The sequence below is a fragment of the Bradyrhizobium sp. CB2312 genome (assembly GCF_029714425.1).
GTDB lineage: Bacteria > Pseudomonadota > Alphaproteobacteria > Rhizobiales > Xanthobacteraceae > Bradyrhizobium.
Window position 1 is genome coordinate 5,795,013 of sequence record NZ_CP121668.1, and the last position, 17,863, is coordinate 5,812,875.

At 58.7% G+C, this 17,863-nt stretch carries 12 protein-coding genes and 8 pseudogenes; 13 read left to right on the forward strand and 7 right to left on the reverse strand.

The window, feature by feature from the left end:
- Nucleotides 1-60 precede the first annotated feature (60 nt).
- The 4 genes from QA642_RS28515 (at nt 61) to QA642_RS28530 (ending at nt 5,415) form a co-directional block, all read left to right on the forward strand.
- Nucleotides 61-807 carry a glycoside hydrolase family 16 protein gene (locus tag QA642_RS28515; protein ID WP_283079816.1) on the forward strand — a complete coding sequence of 249 codons (747 nt, stop codon included), beginning with the start codon at nt 61-63 and terminating at the stop codon, nt 805-807.
- Between the two features lie 61 nt (nt 808-868).
- Nucleotides 869-2,020 carry a glycosyltransferase gene (locus QA642_RS28520; RefSeq protein WP_283079817.1) on the forward strand — a complete coding sequence of 384 codons (1,152 nt, stop codon included), beginning with the start codon at nt 869-871 and terminating at the stop codon, nt 2,018-2,020.
- A gap of 306 nt (nt 2,021-2,326) precedes the next feature.
- A complete protein-coding gene (locus QA642_RS28525; RefSeq protein WP_283079818.1) occupies nt 2,327-4,546 on the forward strand; it encodes an AAA family ATPase in 2,220 nt (739 codons plus the stop codon).
- 179 nt (nt 4,547-4,725) lie between these two features.
- Nucleotides 4,726-5,415 (forward strand): sugar transferase, encoded by a 690-nt coding sequence (locus QA642_RS28530; RefSeq protein ID WP_283079819.1) that lies wholly within the window; start codon nt 4,726-4,728, stop codon nt 5,413-5,415.
- Nucleotides 5,416-5,687: 272 nt separating this feature from the next.
- On the opposite strand, the gene QA642_RS28535 is transcribed toward QA642_RS28530, so the two are convergent.
- A complete protein-coding gene (locus QA642_RS28535) occupies nt 5,688-7,082 on the reverse strand; it encodes an NAD(P)-binding protein (RefSeq protein WP_283079820.1) in 1,395 nt (464 codons plus the stop codon).
- Nucleotides 7,083-7,606: 524 nt separating this feature from the next.
- On the opposite strand from QA642_RS28535, the gene QA642_RS28540 reads away from it, so the two are divergent.
- On the forward strand, nt 7,607-8,653 hold the full coding sequence (locus QA642_RS28540) for an acyltransferase (RefSeq protein WP_283079821.1): 1,047 nt from the start codon (nt 7,607-7,609) through the stop codon (nt 8,651-8,653).
- A 301-nt stretch (nt 8,654-8,954) separates the two neighbouring features.
- Here the strand turns inward: QA642_RS28540 and QA642_RS28545 are convergent, their stop codons facing one another.
- From QA642_RS28545 to QA642_RS28560, 4 genes are all read right to left on the reverse strand, one after another.
- The gene (locus QA642_RS28545) at nt 8,955-9,233 is read right to left on the reverse strand and encodes a hypothetical protein (RefSeq protein ID WP_283079822.1); all 279 of its coding nucleotides are present in this window, start codon (nt 9,231-9,233) and stop codon (nt 8,955-8,957) included.
- Nucleotides 9,234-9,575: 342 nt separating this feature from the next.
- A complete protein-coding gene (locus QA642_RS28550; protein ID WP_283079823.1) occupies nt 9,576-9,821 on the reverse strand; it encodes a hypothetical protein in 246 nt (81 codons plus the stop codon).
- Between the two features lie 897 nt (nt 9,822-10,718).
- Nucleotides 10,719-10,886, reverse strand: coding sequence for a hypothetical protein (locus tag QA642_RS28555; protein WP_283079824.1), 168 nt, complete (start codon nt 10,884-10,886; stop codon nt 10,719-10,721).
- 121 nt (nt 10,887-11,007) lie between these two features.
- Nucleotides 11,008-11,214, reverse strand: a complete 207-nt coding sequence (locus tag QA642_RS28560) for a DUF2934 domain-containing protein (RefSeq protein WP_283079825.1) — start codon at nt 11,212-11,214, stop codon at nt 11,008-11,010.
- A gap of 159 nt (nt 11,215-11,373) precedes the next feature.
- On the opposite strand from QA642_RS28560, the gene QA642_RS28565 reads away from it, so the two are divergent.
- Nucleotides 11,374-11,862: a hypothetical protein gene (locus tag QA642_RS28565; RefSeq protein ID WP_283079826.1), complete on the forward strand. Its 489-nt coding sequence runs from the start codon at nt 11,374-11,376 to the stop codon at nt 11,860-11,862.
- Between the two features lie 123 nt (nt 11,863-11,985).
- Here the strand turns inward: QA642_RS28565 and QA642_RS28570 are convergent.
- Nucleotides 11,986-12,915: pseudogene (locus QA642_RS28570) on the reverse strand (IS3 family transposase); the annotation flags it as partial.
- Between the two features lie 62 nt (nt 12,916-12,977).
- Here QA642_RS28570 and QA642_RS28575 point away from each other — a divergent pair.
- The gene (locus tag QA642_RS28575; protein WP_283079773.1) at nt 12,978-14,030 is read left to right on the forward strand and encodes an IS110 family transposase; all 1,053 of its coding nucleotides are present in this window, start codon (nt 12,978-12,980) and stop codon (nt 14,028-14,030) included.
- A 241-nt stretch (nt 14,031-14,271) separates the two neighbouring features.
- Here the strand turns inward: QA642_RS28575 and QA642_RS28580 are convergent.
- Nucleotides 14,272-14,529, reverse strand: a pseudogene (locus QA642_RS28580) (transposase); the annotation flags it as partial.
- An 89-nt stretch (nt 14,530-14,618) separates the two neighbouring features.
- Here QA642_RS28580 and QA642_RS28585 point away from each other — a divergent pair.
- The 6 pseudogenes from QA642_RS28585 to QA642_RS28610 form a co-directional block, all read left to right on the forward strand.
- Nucleotides 14,619-15,055 (forward strand): annotated as a pseudogene (locus QA642_RS28585) (universal stress protein); the annotation flags it as partial.
- A gap of 279 nt (nt 15,056-15,334) precedes the next feature.
- Nucleotides 15,335-15,754: pseudogene (locus QA642_RS28590) on the forward strand (transketolase C-terminal domain-containing protein); the annotation flags it as partial.
- A 1-nt stretch (nt 15,755) separates the two neighbouring features.
- Nucleotides 15,756-15,851, forward strand: a pseudogene (locus QA642_RS28595) (biotin/lipoyl-containing protein); the annotation flags it as partial.
- Nucleotides 15,852-15,892: 41 nt separating this feature from the next.
- A pseudogene (locus tag QA642_RS28600) lies at nt 15,893-16,364 on the forward strand (2-oxo acid dehydrogenase subunit E2); the annotation flags it as partial.
- Between the two features lie 4 nt (nt 16,365-16,368).
- Nucleotides 16,369-17,557 (forward strand): annotated as a pseudogene (locus tag QA642_RS28605) (FAD-dependent oxidoreductase).
- Nucleotides 17,551-17,793 (forward strand): annotated as a pseudogene (locus tag QA642_RS28610) (hypothetical protein); the annotation flags it as partial. The pseudogenes QA642_RS28605 and QA642_RS28610, both read left to right, overlap by 7 nt.
- Between the last annotated feature and the right edge of the window lie 70 nt (nt 17,794-17,863).

Here is a 17,863-nt window from a genome sequence, read left to right on the forward strand (position 1 = left end):
AGTGTTTCGCTCCGTTGTGTATTCGCAGCCGAGCCGTCACGGTCATGCGAACTCCACCCCGTGTTGCTCGAAGAGTTCGACGAGCTCCGTGTGTCGGCCGACCGCATCGGCCCCGCACGGTGGACGGCGCACACGCCGTGGGCTGGCGATTTTGGAGACGCTGCATTCGCAAACCCCGGACCAAAGGGGCCGTTCAAGGTTGAGAATGGAATTCTTTCCATCACCGCTTCGAAGGATAAAAACGGCCGCTGGACGTCAGGACTTTTGGCCGCCGCCGATGCGTCTGGCGCAGGGACCGGAACACGCTACGGCTATTTCGAGGCACGGATGAAGATGCCGGCAGGCCGCGGCACTTGGCCGGCATTCTGGCTTGCAGCCTTGAAGCCGGCAGCGATGACCGAGGGCAATGTCGAAATCGACGTCATCGAATACTACGGGCAATTTCCGTCTGCTTATCAAGCCGCGACGCACATCTGGTACAAGGATCCGCAGAAGACGCGCGGCGAGGCTCAGAAGATCGATATACTTGCCGATACTCTCTTTAACGAGTTCCACACCTTCGGCGCCGATATCTCGCCGCAGGCTATTGTGTTCTTCTTGGATCGCAAGCCGGTATGGACGCAGCCAACTCCTCCCGAACTCGACGGCCCGCTCTATCCCCTTGTGAATCTTGCACTCGGTGGTGGGTGGCCGATCGACCGGACCCCCAATCCCTCCACGCTGCTCATCGACTATGTTCACGTATTCGCACGCGACACAGGCCCACCGGAGGGCTGCCCTCCTGGTCCCGCTATGCTGCCCCCCTGAGTTCTACGAGTTCTTCGCGACGGCGAGCAGCCGATTTATTTTACTTGCATGAAATGACGTCATGAAAGTTGCCATCGTACACTATTGGCTCGTTGGAATGCGCGGCGGCGAGAAAGTCGTTGAAGCGCTATGCGAAATGTATCCGGGCGCAGACATCTATACACACGTTTATGTTCCGGAGATGGTCTCGGAGACAATTCGCAAGCACCACGTTGCTACGACATTTATAAATAGGCTTCCTCGCGCGCAGCGAATGTACAAGGCCTACCTGCCTCTGATGCCGATGGCGCTGGAGCAGCTCGATCTGCGGCCATATGACCTGATCATCAGCAGCGAGTCCGGGCCGGCGAAGGGCGTCATAGCGCCGCCCGGCGCGTTACACGTCTGCTATTGTCACACACCCATGCGCTACATCTGGAACATGTTCCACGACTATCAGCAGAGCGCAGGTTTCCTCACCCGTTTGGCGATTCCGCCACTTGCGAATTATTTGCGGCTTTGGGACGTCTCGTCAGCCGCCCGCGTCGACAGCTTCGTTGCAAATTCCGCAACGGTTGCAGCGCGTATCCGTCGCTACTATGGCAACGATTCCACCATTATCCACCCTCCCATCGATACCAAGGCGTTCTCACCGGTGCCATGCTCCGAAGTGGCGGACTATTACCTGATGGCCGGCGAGCTCGTCTCCTATAAGCGGCCCGATCTTGCGGTACGCGCCTTTAATGAATTGAAGCTGAACTTGGTCGTAATAGGCGGCGGCGAATTGCTTCCTGAGGTCTGTCGCCTTGCCGGTCCGACAGTGTCAGTGCTCGGACCGCAGCCGTTTGCAATCCTCAAGCATCACTACGCGCGCTGCCGCGCGTTGATTTTTCCCGGTGAGGAGGATTTCGGAATGGTTCCCGTCGAAGCCATGGCTAGCGGCCGTCCCGTTGTTGCGTTTGGACGCGGGGGCGCGACGGAGACTGTCGCAAACGACCTGACCGGCGTTTTCTTCCATGAGCAAACCGTCGGCGCGATCGCGGATGCCGTTAAACGACTTTCCACTATGGAATTCGACTCCGACGCCATCGTTGCTCATGCCGCGCACTTCAACCGCGAGCAATTCGTCCGGAAGATGCGAGCCCACATTGATGCCCTTCTTGCGCAACGCGATCTTGCTGGGCAGAACCTGCGGGACCAATCCTCGTTTCGCCGTCAGTGGGCCGCCACTTGAGGGGATAATTGGCCCGTCTTTGTAGCCGCACCATCCTGGGGGGGCGTCATCAGTCTGTGTTGGACCCGCCCTAGACTGGCAACCGCGGTCTGCTGGCGAAGCATTCGGAGGCACGGGTTCGCGGCAACCGGCGCCGCGCTGATCAAGCAGCAGGCAGCGCTGCACTTTCTTTGTGCTCCGAACGCGTGAGTTGATCAGCAATACTGGCTTGTACAGAGCTGCCCCTAAATGGGCTTGCACTCGGCCCCATTTCTGGAAGCAGGTCTCATTTGAAGATATGATTTGATTGAGTAAGGCAGCAGCGCGATGAACATTGCCGGCGACCTTCGGCCCCTCGTTAGCTTGGCAGACAGTGGCTTGGATGCCCAGACGAAGTCGTTGCTCCAATTGCGTGACTTCCTCCGTCGCGAGTGGCGTCTCATCGCTTTCGTGACGATTTTGTCATCAGCGCTTGGAGCCACTTATGTCGGATTCGCCCCGCGCAAATTCACTGCGCAGACGGACATGTTCGTAGACACCAAAGGTATCACGGCGCCCCAGTCTGAAACCTCACAGGAGACCCGTGGTGTCGACGACTCGATCGTCGAAAGCGAGATTGAGACCACAAAATCGGAAAAGGTCGGCAAGTCCGTCATACGCCGGTTGCATCTCACCGAGGACCCTGAATTTGTCAGATCTGGCCACGGACTCTTCGGCCGCGCTGCCGGACTATTTGGACTGGCTAAGAAGTCTGATGAGCGCCTCTCCTCTGCCGAGCTGGAGCGTCGAGCACTTGCAACCCTCAATGACAATCTACGTGTTACGAGGTTGGGCCGCAGTTATGTCGAACAGATAGCCTATACTTCCTTGGATCCAGACAAGGCTGCGCGAATTGCAAACGCATTCGCCGAGGCTTACATAGATTATCGGCTGCAGGCCAAGTATGAGGCCACGCGTCGCGCGAGCGCTTGGCTGGAAGAACGGATCAGCGAGCTTCGCCAGCAGGCAAGCAACGCCTACAAGGCGGTTCAAGATTTCAAGGCCGAGAATGGCATCATCATCGGAGTAGAAGGGAAGCTCGCGAGCGAGGTTGAGCTTGACCAACTGGGCGTGGCGCTCGCAAAAGCCCGCGCCGATACGAGCCAAGCGCGGGCCAAGCTGGATCGGATACAGCTCATACTTGAACAGCGCCCGGAGAAAGAGAACTTCGCCATTCCCGATCCGGTTGTTACGGACGCTCTTAACAGCCAAGTCATCACCAAGCTTCGGCAGAAATTCCTTGAGAATCAAAACAGGCAAGCCGAATGGAGTGTCCGGTACGGACCCGACCACGAGGCAGTGAAGAATCTGCGTTCGGAAATGGCGGCGCTGCAACGTTCGATTTGGGACGAAATTTCGCGTATCGCGGAGAGCTATAAAAGCGAGCTGCAGATCGCGAAGTCCCAGGAAGAGGCCATCGATAAGCGAATGCTCGAGATCTTCCAACAGTCTGGATCAACACGGCAGGCGCAGGTCAGGCTCCGCGAACTGGAGACTGGAGCAAATACCTATCGCGGAATTTACGAAGCTTTCTTGTCACGGTTTACGCAGTCGGTTCAACAGCAATCATTCCCGTCGACGGAGGCCCGCGTAGTTACCGAGGCCTCGGCTCCGAGTAAGCCGAGCTCGCCAAAGGTAGGAATCACTTTGGCTTTCGCCGTGATGTGCGGATTGGGGCTTGGCGCGCTGAGTGCCATAGCCCGCGAGCAGTTCATGCATCGTCGGGTGCATACGCGTGATCAGCTTGAAACGCTGTTGGGGACGAGCTGCCTCGCCGCTTTTCCTCAGCTATCCAGACTCAAAGCTAGATTGCGCGGTAGGTCCTCAGCGTTTCGCCAAATCAACGAGGCGCCTCCTTTCTCGGCTACCGCTGAGGCGCTACGCTATATCAAGGTTGCGATTGACCTTTATCCCGGCGAGGCCAAGGTCATCGGCATCACTTCAGCGCTCCCCGGCGAGGGCAAGACGACGGTCGCGGCTGCGGTTGCAGCTTTCCTGGCAAAGACCGGGGCGCGCACACTCGTCATTGACTCCGACTTGCGCAGTCCTGCTCTGTCGCAAACGCTTGGTTATATCGATGAACGCGGGTTGCAGAAGATGGCCGCAGAGGGCTTGGCATTGGCCGACGTCGTCATCCCTGATCCCAACTTCAAATTCGACGTAATACCGTCCCCTGCTACCGCGAGGCCCTCGAACAGCTCCGACGTTCTCAGTGCGCCTTCGATCAGGAAAGAACTGGAAAGGGCCCGTCAAGACTACGATTATATCCTATGCGATCTGCCGCCGATCCTGCCGATCGTTGACGTAAAGGCCGTCGCGGGACTGTTCGACGCGTTTATCATGGTGGTGGAATGGGGTAACTCGACCGATGAGGTCCTCAAAGCCGTTCGTTCATCGCCTCTGCTTTCGGAGCGACTGGTTGGCGCGGTCCTGAACAAGACTGACGAGACCTTTATGCGTCGCTTTGAGGGCTATTCCGATCGGCGGTACGCCTACTACACGAAATAGCCCACAGCGCCGAAACGTTGGTCACAACCTCAAGCTAAAAAAAGCGCGGCTGCTGCTAAAACTTTAACCTTGCGTTAACCGATCGGCAGCCGCAAGCTTCGCATTGCACAACACGAGGAAGAAAATCTCAAGCTGTCTATTTTCAAGAGTTCATAAGTTCTGCTTGATGGAGTACCGCAATGGCCGATTTGGTCGATACTCGCGGAAAGCTGTCTTTTATCGTCGAGACGCCTCATCCGGCGGAAACGGTGAAGTGCCCCACAGGTTCAGCAACGAAGAGAGTGCTGGACGTTATACTAGCAATTTTCGGTGTGCTGCTGTTATCCCCCCTATTCTTGATCTGCTACACAGCCACAGTACTTTCTTCGCCAGGTCCAGCACTTTTCCGCCACCGGCGGGTCGGTTTCAATGGCGAGACTTTCGCTTGCTTAAAATTTCGCACTATGGTCCCGGATGCGGCCGAACGACTGCAGCGATTATTGGACTCTGATGCTGCCGCCGCTGCTGAATGGAACGCCGCTCGCAAACTGCGTTGCGATCCTCGGGTAACGGCCATCGGCGCATTGATGCGGAAATCCAGCCTCGACGAATTACCCCAATTGTTTAACGTTTTACGCGGCGATATGAGCATCGTCGGACCGCGGCCAGTGACCGAAGAAGAACTGGTTCGCTATGAGCACAATGTCGGTGCCTATCTTTCATGCCGGCCAGGCATTACCGGACTCTGGCAAGTGAGCGGTCGCAGTACCACCACGTATGGTAGGCGTGTGGCGTGTGACACCTATTACGCCAGAAACTGGTCCATAGTACTCGACACCAAGATCATGCTCGCAACAATACCGGCCCTGTTCGAGGATGGAGCTTACTGACTCCGCGCTTCGAACGGTATTCGATGGGACTGGACGAGGATCGGAGAACAGATGAGCGCAAATCCTCCAACCTCTATAGATCCGGCGATCTTCGAAGCCGTTTGCGCTCAATGCGAAACTCTGGCCGTCACATTTCAACGCGCCGAGGGTGCGCTCGATAGCGCGCCAGTCTTTTGCAGCAACTGCGGCCGTTTGCGCGGTCTAATGGGAAGCATCAGACAAATGGCTCATGAATCCGCGGCTCCCCACTCTTCTGGTCTTCTGAACCAGCCCTAGCTGGAGCTCTCAGCCGATCGGCGCTGAAGTGCGGCTTCCGCCTTCAAGGTCGAATCCCGAGCCGTCGGTTGATAGTCAAAGCTGCCTTGGCGTCCGATGGACTCAATTCCGAGTTTAGCGAGGACATCCATCGCGTGCTTGGCGTTCTCATCAGCGTTCTCAGTGTAAATCGGATAGGCGTTAGAAAGCAGGTGAGAGCCCTCCAGGCGAAGGTCACCCGAAAACAGTCGATTGGCTTTTGTATGCTCTCTGAAGTCGCGGTCCGCCGCGCCAGCGTCCTGAGCAACATGCTCAGCATTGAGTTCTACTGAGAAGAATTCGCGTCCGCCGCACTTGCCGTAGAAATCGGAGTGCATCGTGAGGCGTTTCCACGCGCCCTTGCTCGAAAAGTTATACAAGATCGATTGCTTGAATCCGCGTTGACCCGAATAGCTGTAAAAGAGGCTCATCAGTGTAACCGTTTTAAGCTCTCGTTGCGCCTCTAGACCGCATAGGGCCTGAATCTGAAATAGAGGGATGGTCGACACCAGACGCCCCCCGACAATCCGGCGGTCCCCCACGGCTATCGAAAACCTTCCATCATGTCTCTCAAGACGGCCCATCTTCACGCCCAAGAGAAAGCGCGCGCCCTGAGCCTCAAGCCGCTCCCTTGCCTTGTGATAGAGATATGAAAACCCCTCCCGCGGTCGAGCGAGTTGTTGATTGGGCGGCGACGGGGGAGCTGGCGAAACGCATCGCCGAAGGAGGTTGCGGAGACGTGCGTGCTCCCGGATCCAGAGCATCCTCTTCTCCGCAAACTTGGCGTCCACTTTGTCGGCTGGAAAACCATAAAATCGATCCAGATAGTAACCCAGCCCCGAGCGCATCAACATCCTCGAGCCGATCCAGAAGGTCGCGAAGTCTTCCGCGCTGCGTATGCGACGACGAGACAGACGGGCCACGATAACGGAACCAAAAATCAAAATCCATTCGAGCGGACCAGCTCGCAACAGGTCATCTGCGACGGACAGCGGGTAGCGAGTCACAAATCCCTGTGGTGTCAGACGGCCCCACGATGGGCTAATCGGGATATAGAGCGACAGCAGTTCCGGAAAGTGCGTCAACAGAGGCGAGTCGTCCTGGAAGATGAAGCTACCCACATCGAAGGTATATTCTCCGAGGCTGCAGTCGATGTGATTGCCGCCGAGCCAAGAGTACTCATCGATGACCAGCACGCTCCGTGCGCCCTGACGCTGCAAAATTGAGGCAGCAACCAGGCCGCTAATTCCAGCTCCCAGAACGACCGCATCAAACCGCTCAGAGTCGGAGCTATCAGTCATCAGAGTGACATGTTCAAAAAAACATCCCCAAATCAACCTAGTAAACCCCACTTCGAGAACAACAGCCAGCATAATGTAATTCCCAAGGATACGGCATAGAACTGACGGCCAGCCTCGATGACGAGCAAACTTCGTCTCGTCGCCAGCGCATGTTCAAGGCAGCCCGGACCTCTCCGTTCATGAAAGCTTAGACGACCCAGCCGGGCAGCGAGCCTGCCAATTCGACCGTTTCCTAAGCGGTGACAACAGCGGATTTGACAAGCTGCGAGTACATCAATTTCGACAGGCGTAGAGAGCTCCGCAAGATGCCGACGGAAATCCCCATCAGTGCGCAATGACTGTCCGGTCGGGGCGATCGAAGGAAGCTGCTCGTTGCGGGTGGCGGCGGAAGCCTGGGCCGCTGCCAGGGAGTGGCTCAATTTTGTGCATTGAGCGCCTACGATATCGCCTAGCGTCTTCGAGAGAGCGAATGCACTCTATTCCAATTTGAAGATGCAGACTTGAGGCGGACGTTGGCTATCACGCGGCGTCCATTCAATTGCTCGATGCGGACATTTGTCACGGGCGCTTAATCGGGCGGAATATTGAGGTCTTGATTGACGGAAGAGAGGTTTGAAGTGCTGGATGCGCTCCGTGGCTTCGCCGCCATAGGCGTCGTGCTCTTTCACCTTTCGATCGTCGGTACACCGCAGTTGGCACCTCATGGTTATCTGGCGGTGGATTTTTTCTTCATGCTTAGCGGGTTTGTGCTTTCGCACTCCTATGCGGTGCGTCTTCAGTCCCGCAGGCTAACAGTCAGCAGCTTCCTTCAACTTCGCATGAAGAGGTTATTGCCGCTCAGCCTGTTAGGACTCTTGTTGGGAACTGGGTATTTCTTGGTTCGATTGGCGATGCAGAAATATTCGCAGTACGCACTTTCTGACATTCTCGCCGGGACAGCCTTCAACGCGGCTTTGCTGCCTAAGCCCTGGGTAAGTCAGGCTCCTACAGACACGACATTTCCCACCAACACTCCGATGTGGTCATTGTCATTTGAAATCGCCGTAAACGTGCTTTGGGCGGCGCTGATATCAAGGGTAACTACAAAGTGCGCTTGGGTGATCACTGCTGTCACTGGCGGACTACTTACCCTAATGATCCTCAAAAACGGCACCGCCGATCTCGGGGCCACATGGACGACGTTTTTCGGAGGTGCCGTACGCACCCTATTCGGCTTCTTTGTCGGCGTCCTGGTCTGGCATTATCGCCCCAGACCATTCCTATCAACATTCCCGCTTTTGCCGATGATCCTTCTGCTTGCGACGGTCTTTTGCTTTCCGATCCGTAGTTCTGTGCTCGATGCTGTTTCGATCGTCCTTATCTTTCCACTTCTTATGTGTCTGTCCGTCGCGTGCCATCACCGGCGAAAGCAGCGTCTCCTGAGCGAGTTAGGCCGCCTTTCGTATCCACTCTACGTCGTTCACGCTCCAATTCTCATGTCGACGGTCGGTTTGCTGAAGGCCATTCATCTTGAGCAGACGGCTTCTTGTTACCTCTTCGCGCTAGTACCAATTTGCATTCTGGTGGCGATCGGTCTGGACAAGTATTACGATCGCCCGATCGCATCGGTTCTTGGAAAACAAAGAGTCCGATCCGCGTTGTAGCTTCAGAGCTGCGAGTGTCCCCGGCCAGAGCTCGGATACGAGCGATCGACCCTTTCGGATACGAGCGATCGACCCTTATCACAGACCCGAGGCGGCTCAACCCGACCTCACGAGATCTGCTCACATTGGCTGTGATGTGATGAAATTTGTCTTGATCTCCCGGTGCACACGTCGTGCACACGCCGCCTTCTAACTAATTGAAAGACTTGAACTCCGCTCCAATCAAGCTTGAGCTAGCTCCAGCAACCGAGGTCCAACCTGGGCATTCGTCGCACGATCATAGTGCTTCGTGTACTTACTATTAGGAGCGCCTTGATAGTCCGCCAAATGTCGTCGTTCTGGACGCCATGACCTCGATACCTTGACGTTGATGCCTGTGCTTTCCGGTATCAAACCGACACGAGATCTCCGTTTCCGCGGCGCGCTTGATCGCGTCGATCACGCTGAGGGTTTTCAGCCCTTCGCTCCCACTCACCACAGGGTCCGCCGTACCGCGGATGACCCCGCAGAAATTTGCGATCTGCATGCTCAACGGGTCTGCTTTCTCGTAGCTCAGCTGCTCACGCTCAATCGGCGCCACCAGCTGGCCTTGCTCGGGTGATGCTACAAATCGAGTTGCGGAACAGCCAGCGATGTCCTTGTGCCGCTAATCTGGTAACGCTCGGATTTTAGTGAGTGCACGCCCGTACTCGGGGCTACCAGTGCCGTGCTTTGAACCGGAGGACAACAGAATCAGTTAGCTTTGTCGCCCCACGCCCCGCCCGAGCCCTGCATCCTGCTCGCAATTGTGCATGGTCAGGCAGTCGACAAGAGCCTTTGCGACGGCGCATGAAAGAAGTGCATGCGTACCGGCATCTACATCGGACCGGAAAGCGGCACGAACCACGGTCAGGCCGAGGGAGCGCCTCCCACTGGGGCGGCCTTACTCTGGATCGATCCTGTAAACGTCGCCCGGAATGAGGTCTAGTTCCTCGAATGACCTTTGCTGGCTTTCCGTAAGGACCACTGGAACAACTTGCGCCGTCCAGCCTTCGGGGACGGCGGCGAGTACCAGCGTCAGCGCCTGGCGAGGCTTGGCTAAGGCGAGCCATGTCTGCTTCGTCGGTGGCGCATCGTCTGAGGCCACCTCAACAATGGTGAACGAATTGCCGAACGACTCCGCCATCATTGGCTAACGCGGACGCGTTGTTGCTAGTTGCTGTTTGTGGGCAGTCGAACAGGGCCAGCTATCAACCGATATGTAGGTACCCAAGCGGTGTTCCACGATTCCATAGTCGCGCCGCAAACCGAGCAGTCGAAGCTCGCGATTTCCCGCGAAGGGGCCATCGCCTCGGAGCGGCTGTAGACAGCTCCGCATTGGCAAGTTCGGTGATGAGGCTCGGACATGCCCCGTTTATGCGCCTGAAAATCAAAGCTGGCCAACGGTTTTCGGACCCGACCGCAGGGTCGAGCCCCCGCGGGGCCGGATAAAGTTTTGATCTAGGTCAACTGACTTCGGCGACCGCAAGCCGGGGGAGCTGAGCCAATCGTTGATGTGCGCGCCGGTTTCCACGAGCCTGGCTTGCCTAAGCATTGCTTCGCGCTCGGCGCCTGCCGAAACTATTCAGCCATTGCTTTGAGTTTTTGCGGCCTGCTCGGCCATGCGTTCCTGGAGGGGTCTGCTTCCCCCTGATGCGGCGCCGGGTCGCGCGCGCCCTCGAACCTTGTTGAAGACAACTCCGCGCGAAGAGGCATTGTAATTGCGAACTGGCGCACCGATGAGCGCCGCTCAATGTGTTTGTAGTAAGTGGACGGCGGCGCGGCCCCTTCTAATCGTCCACTTCGAAGAGACGGGAATTCGCGGCGACTTCTGCCCACAACTGCTCCATCATCGCCTTCACTTCGTGGGGCCGATAGTCTTCGCCACTCGGGAGCACGTTTCCAAGTTGATTTGGATTTATGGTTCCAACGTATGGCGCGCCCGGATGCGGAGTATACGCAGCCCCGGTTGGCAAGTTGACAATACCCTTGGGCGCAATCTTAAACTGGTCTCGTCGAACCGGGGTGGACATTCCGCGGCCCGCGCTCAGTTCACCCATCGCTGCCATTCGGCAACGACGGTGGGGTGATTGATCGCCGCGCGGAACTCCTCTGTCGTCAATTCGCGGAGCGTGAGATTGCGCTCCACCATCATGAGATGGCCGCAGCAGTCGCAGACGGTGAAGTTTATCGACACTGTCTCAAGGTCAGGCATGCTATCGATCGGCTTGATCCCATCAAGCACGGTATCGCAGCATGGGCAGGGCCTTGGACTTATTAGGACAACCTTTGCCATACCGGCCTCGCTCGCCTGCTTGGCGCGACCTTGAGTGTCGCTAAGAAGGACGAGCGTGTCGCGCTGATTTTTTGGGCAGAGAATGCCGCGCCATCACGTCGCCGATGGATACCAATGTGGAAGCTGCGGCAAGAAGCTGCTTCTCAGCCTCGGACCAAAATGTATCCATCCGTCCCGCCGGCTCCCCGACCTCTGTCCAGAGATGATATGCTCGAACGCGGATTTCTTCTTCGCTTAGACCAGCCATAACTTCTCCTTTCGAAAGCAAGCGTTGGTGAGGACGACTTATGAAACGCTTACTTGAAGCCGCTTTCGCGGTGGGCTTGGACGGCGACAAACAGGAACTCGCCGGCGACAACAAGTTAGTTTGTCTCCAAAATGTTTCCGCGGCAAACAGAGGCTTATCGTGATTCTAACAACACACGCGATTGTTGGAGGCGCCATCGCTAGCCTAATGCCATCTCATCCCGTAGTCGCCTTCGTGGCGGGATTTGCCAGCCATTTTGCGATCGATGCGATCCCTCATTGGGACTATCCACTCCGATCAATTGCGCTGGGTACTGAGGGCCGCAATCGGGTAACAATGTCAGCGGCGCGGCTGCGCGATGTGGCTGTCGTTGGACTCGACGGGTTTGTCGGCTTTTTTCTGACGCTTTTGATTTTCAAAACAGAAAACAACACAGCGGCAATCGTGGCCGGTGCCGCGGGAGGAATGCTCCCTGACCCACTTCAATTCCTTTACACTCTATACCCGCGCGAGCCACTGCTAACCCTTCAGAGTTTTCACGTTAACATTCACACAAAGCGACGGCTCGGCAGGATCGTCGGTATTGGCTCTCAATTCGCCTTCGCTGCTGCCACAGCCGTAATTGCGATCGTCGCACGCGATTACTGACTGCTCAACCGAGGCCGCCTTTTTGCCGGCCTGAAGGAGGCGAACGGGCATCCCTGAGGGTGGACAGCCTCCAAACGACGCCTAAGGTTGGTCGACGGGCTAGCTTGACCTTGCCCCCAAGTTTTATCCAGTCCTCAGTTCGCCCTGACGGTTGGGTTTGCCCGGTTGGGCGGTGGTAGCGACGGGAGCTGGCGCGGAGCCCTCGGCATAGCGCAGCGCCAGATCCCGGCGCGGGTGGCGGGTAAAGGCGAACTCGGACGGCGTCTTCCATCCAAGCTGCGAGTGAGGTCGTGCGTTGTTGTAATCGGCCCGCCAGCATCCGAGCGCGACGCGGGCCTGGGCCAGCGACGTGAACAGCGTCTCGTTCAACAGTTCATCCCGCAGACGGCCGTTGAAGCTCTCGATGAAGGCATTCTGCATGGGCTTGCCCGGCGCGATGTAGTGCCATGCGACACGGCTCTCATCGGCCCATGTCAGGATGGCGTTGCTGGTCAACTCGCTGCCATTGTCGCTGACCACCATCTTCGGCTTGCCGCGCTCCATCATCAGCCGGTCCAGTTCCCGCGCCACCCGGGTACCGGAGAGCGAAGTATCGGCCACCAGCGCCAGGCACTCGCGGGTGCAATCATCAACCACGGTCAGGACGCGGAAGCGGCGGCCATCGGTGAGCTGATCCGACACGAAGTCGAGCGACCAGCGGTCGTTGGGCGCCATCGGCACGGTCATCGGCGCCCTGGTCCCGATCGCCCGTTTGCGACCGCCGCGGCGGCGCACCGCAAGCTTCTCTTCCCGGTAGAGCCGGAACAGCTTCTTGTGGTTGATCACATAACCCTCTCGCTTGAGCAGAACGTGCAGGCGCCGATAGCCGAAGCGACGGCGCTCCTGGGCGATCGCCCTCATGCGCTGGCGAAGGCCGGCATCGTCCGCTCGGGCCGTCTGGTATCTCACTGTCATACGGCAGCAGCCGATGGCTTTACACGCCCGCCGTTCGCTCATCCCGAATGCCGTTCGCAGATGGGCGACTGCTTTCCGCTCGGCGGCGGGCGTCACCACTAATGGGATGACCCGCCCCGTCCTCTCAGTCAGACTGAGTTGGCTTTTGAAAGGAGGAAGCAATGAGGACACGGAACAAGCCCAGGCCGGCAACGGTGTTTGGGATCGACATTGGCAAGAACCTTTTCCACGTCGTTGGACTCGACGCCGCCGGAATGCCGATCCAGAAGGCGACCTTTCGGCGCGATACGCTCTTGCAGTTCTTCGAACGTGCAGGACCGGCTTTGGTGGGGATGGAGGCCTGCTCCGGCTCGCAATGGTTGGCCCGCAAGATCGCCGCCATGGGGCACACCGTTCGCATCATCCCAGCTCAATTCGTGAAGCCATATGTGAAGTCCAACAAAAATGACATCATCGATGCCGCGGCGATCGCCGAAGCCGTGACGAGACCAACAATGCGCTTCGTCGAGCTAAGGTCGCCTGAGCACATTGACCTGCAAGCGCTGCATCGTGTTCGCGATCGGATGATGTCGCAACGGACGTGCCTCATAAATCAGATGCGCGCTTTTTGCCTGGAATATGGGATCGCTATTCACCAGGGCGCCGGCAAGTTCAAGGCAGATCTGCCGAGAGTTTTGGCAGATGAATCGAATGATCTAACGTCGGCCATGCGTCGCATTCTGGCATCTACATTCGACGAGCTGCGGCAGCTGGAGCTGCGGATCGCTGAAGTCAACCGCGAGATTGAGGCGGTTGCCTCTCAAAGCGATACCGCACGTCGATTAATGACTATCCCGGGCATTGGTCCACTCGCGGCGACGGCGCTTTTGGCAGCAGCTGGATCTGCCCGACAGTTCAAAAAGGCCCGCGATATGGCAGCTTGGCTGGGTCTTGTTCCCAGAGAATACTCTACGGGAGGCAAAACGAAGCTGCTGGGGATAAGCAAGCGCGGCAACCGATATCTGCGCCGGATGATCATCCACGGCGCCCGCTCCTGCGTGACACATCTTGATCGCTCGCGATATCACCTTGGCGCCTGGCTTGATGGACTTCAGGCACGCATGCACACCAACAAGGTCACCGTCGCCTTGGCGGCAAAGATTGCGCGGATCGCATGGGTGGTGATGACCAAGCCCGGCGCAAGCTACGAACGGCGGGATCCGGCCTTTAGCTGATCCCGTTTGTTCCAGACTGCGAGGCTCGTGAAAGTGATGACGAGACAGTCGATCGGCGCGCCGTAAGCCCTGTGCAAAAAAGCGGGTTTTGAGCCCGGACCATTTATCTGGGAACGGCACGCGCGGATCTCATCATGGCCTGGCCGCAACAGCGGCCCACTTGCAAGAGGCCGGATACATTTGTGCAGACTGCATCGTCCTGATCGAAACGACCCTTGCACGGGCGGGGCGGGTCATACATTTTTCCCAGGAGGTCCTTCAACGCCGCATTGTCCAGCATCGCATCAGCCAGCAACCGCTTCAGCCGCGTATTCTCGTCCTCCAGCGTCTTCAGCCGCTTGGCCTCCGACACCTCCAGCCCACCGAACTTGGCCTTCCATTTGTAGATGCTGGCGTCGCTGACGCCGTGCTTGCGGCACAGATCGGCGACCGACACGCCGGCCTCATGCTCCTTCAAAATCCCGATGATCTGCTCTTCCGAAAAGCGGCTGCGCTTCATGCTCTGGTCCTTGTCGTGGGCCAGAACGAACTTCAAACTGGATTAAGCCCGGGGGGCAAGGTCAAGCTCAACCAGCTAGGGAGCACGCAATGTACGCCAATATTCTCTTGAGCACGGATGGCTCCGATGTCGCGGGTAAAGGCGTGAAGCACGGCATTGCGCTGGCAAAGGCCGTCGGCGCCAAAGCAACAATCATCACGGTCACTGAGGAAAAGTATATCGACTATGGTGGCGGACACGCCGGAGGATACATTCCTCGCAGGAAGAGATGGATCGATTTGTGGCCGCTAACAAGGAATACGCTGGAAATGTGCTCGATGAAGCTCGCGTCTTGGCAGCGCAATTCGGAGTGTCAGTAGAGCTCTTGCATATTCCAGATTCGCACCCGGCCAGCGCGATCATCGAAAACGGCAAAATCTCGCGGCTGTGATTTGATTGTCATGTCCTCTCACGGCCGCCGCGGCCTCAGGAAGCTAGCCAGACCTCTGAGGTATTGGCCAATGGTAGCGTGCCAGTGCTGGTCGTGCCATACGGGGCCACTTACGCAGATATCGCCGTCCTCCTCCAGGCCTGCGGCATCACCTGCGCGGGCGGCAATCCCCTAACCGCGGCGACCCTGTCCTCGGCCATGAGCCGCGCCAAGGCGCGGTCAACTCGACTGGCTACGCGACGGCGACCGGCCGGCCGAAATGTGCCGCCGCCTCCGGCAGTAGAACGTCAACGCGAGGACCTTGATCGAGGTGAGCCGCTCCCCAGCATCCCGATGGTTTCAACCGGATCCCCGCGCCGCCAGGCTGCGGCCTGCGAGGTCGACGACGGGCACTTTGCAATTCCCCTCAGCAACGCCGCGATCCGCAGGCAGGGCAAGGCCGTCACCATCCTCGCCTACGGCACCATGGTTCATGTTGCCGAGACCGCCGCGACCGAAGCCGGTATTGATGCCGAGATCATCGATCTTCGGTCGCTGCTGCCGCTCGATCTCGACACCATTGAAGCCTCGGTCAAGAAGACCGGACGCTGCGTGATCGTGCATGAGGCGACGCGGACCTCCGGATTCGGTGCCGAGCTCTGCGCACTGGTCCAGACGCGATGCTTCTATCATCTGGAAGCCCCCATTGCGCGGGTCGCCGGCTGGGACACACCCTACCCGCATGCGCAGGAATGGGACTACTTTCCGGGCCCGGCGCGAGTCGGTCGCGCGCTGATTGAAACGCTGGAGGCTTGAAATGGCCGAGCGCGTGGTCAAGCTGCCCGACGTCGGCGAAGGCATCGCGGAAGCCGAGCTCGTGGACTGGCACGTGAAAGTCGGCGATATCGTGCGCGAGGACGCCGTGCTCGGCGCCGTCATGACCGACAAGGCGACGGTAGAAATTCCCTCGACGACGAGGCCGGGATCGTTCACCAGCACGCAGGCGTTCATATCAGAATCGCCACGCAAACGCCGACCGGCTTGGTGGTCCCTGTCGTCCAGCATGCGGAAGCGCGCGACCTCTGCAATTGCGCCGCCGAGATCGCGCTGCTCGCGGAAGCGGCGCGGAACGGCAGCGCCACCCGCGACGAACTCACCGGCTCGACCATCACGATCACATCGCTCGGCGCGCTGCGCGGGCTTGCGACGACGCCCATCATCAATCATCCGGAGGTCGCAATCGTCGGTTGTCAACCGCATCGCAATCCGTCCGCATTGGGATAGCACCGTCTTCGTGCCGCGTCGGATGATGAACCTGTCGTCCAGCTTCGATCACCGGGTGATCGACGGGTTCGATGCGGCCCAGTTCGTGCAACGGATCAAGACACAGCTGGAGACACCGGCCATGATCTTCATTGACGCATAGGACAATGACCGAAATCACCTGCAAGCTCCTTGTCATCGGCGCCGGCCCCGGCGGCTACACTTGCGCGATCCGTGCCGGCCAGCTCGGCATCATGTGGTTGGCTACTCCCGTTTCCGCGACGGCAAGACCGTCGAGGTCGAAACACAATCCGTCCGACAGGTGATCCATGCCGAAACGGTGGTGATCGCGACGGGCTCCGAGCCGGTTACGTTGCCGTTCCTTCCCTTCGGGGGCCGCGTGATCTCCTCGACCGAGGCTTTGGCGCTGACCGAAATCCCGAAGAAGCTTGTCGTGGTTGGCGGCGGTTACATTGGCCTCGAGCTCGGCACTGCGTTCGCGAAAATGGGCGCGGCCGTCACGGTCGTCGAGGCCGCGCCGCGCATTCTCCCGCAATACGATAGCGACCTGAGCGAGCCCGTCGCAAGGCGCCTGGCCGCGCTCGGGGTCACCGTTCTGACAGGCGCGAATGCGAAAGCACTCGCAGCCGACGGCACGGCGCTGGCAATCGAGACCACCGGTGGTGAGCAGACATCACTCAAAGCCGACAAGATCCTTGTTACGGTCGGCCGCAGACCCGCGACAAGCGGCTTTGGGCTCGAGATTCTCGATCTCGACATGGATGGACCTTTTACCCGGATCGACGACCGGTGCCGCACCTCGATGCACGGCGTCTCCGCGATCGGAGACGTCACGGGAGAGCCGATGCTGGCGCATCGCGCCATAGCGCAAGGCGAGATGGTGGCCGAGATCGTTGCCGGTCGCCGTCGCGCCTGGGACCGGATTTCGATCCCGGCGATCTGCTTCACTGACCCCGAGATCGTCACGGCCGGCCTGTCACCCAACGAGGCAAGCAGCAGGGGTTTCGACGTCAAGACGGACCTCTTCCCGTTCAAGGCCAACGGCCGCGCACTGACGCTGGATCGGGAAGACGGCTTCATCCGGACCGTGGCGCGAGCCGACAATCATCTGCTGTTGGGTATCCAGGGCGTTGGCGCCGGCATCGCCGAGTTGTCGGCAGCCTTCACTCTTGCGCTGGAGGGGGCGCGCTCCTGGAGGATCTCGCCATGACCATCCATGCACATCCAACCCAAAGCGAAGCCTTTCACGAGGCCGCGCTGAAGTCGCGTGCTAACCGCCCGGAACGAGCGTGTGGGGGCAAGGATTCGTCCCAGCAGGAGCGATCTCGATGCTGATGACGAGGCATAGACGAACGGCGATCAAAACGCTGCGCGGCTGGGCGATCTCCCTGCTGCAGGAAGCCGGCGCCATCCGCGAGTGCGAGGAGCACGGCTGGATGCAGGACCGCGCCGACCCGCACGCGCGCGAGCGCGCCCTCGACATCGCGCGTCGGGATCCGCCGCCGGACATCTCTCCAGCCGAAGCCGTAGCCGACGTCCGCGATGTCCTGGAAGCGATCGGCGACACCTGTAGTGCCCACGGAGTCCGACTAGACGGCTTCGCCGGTCCGACGGCGGCAGCCGCCCGCAGACGCGTGAGCC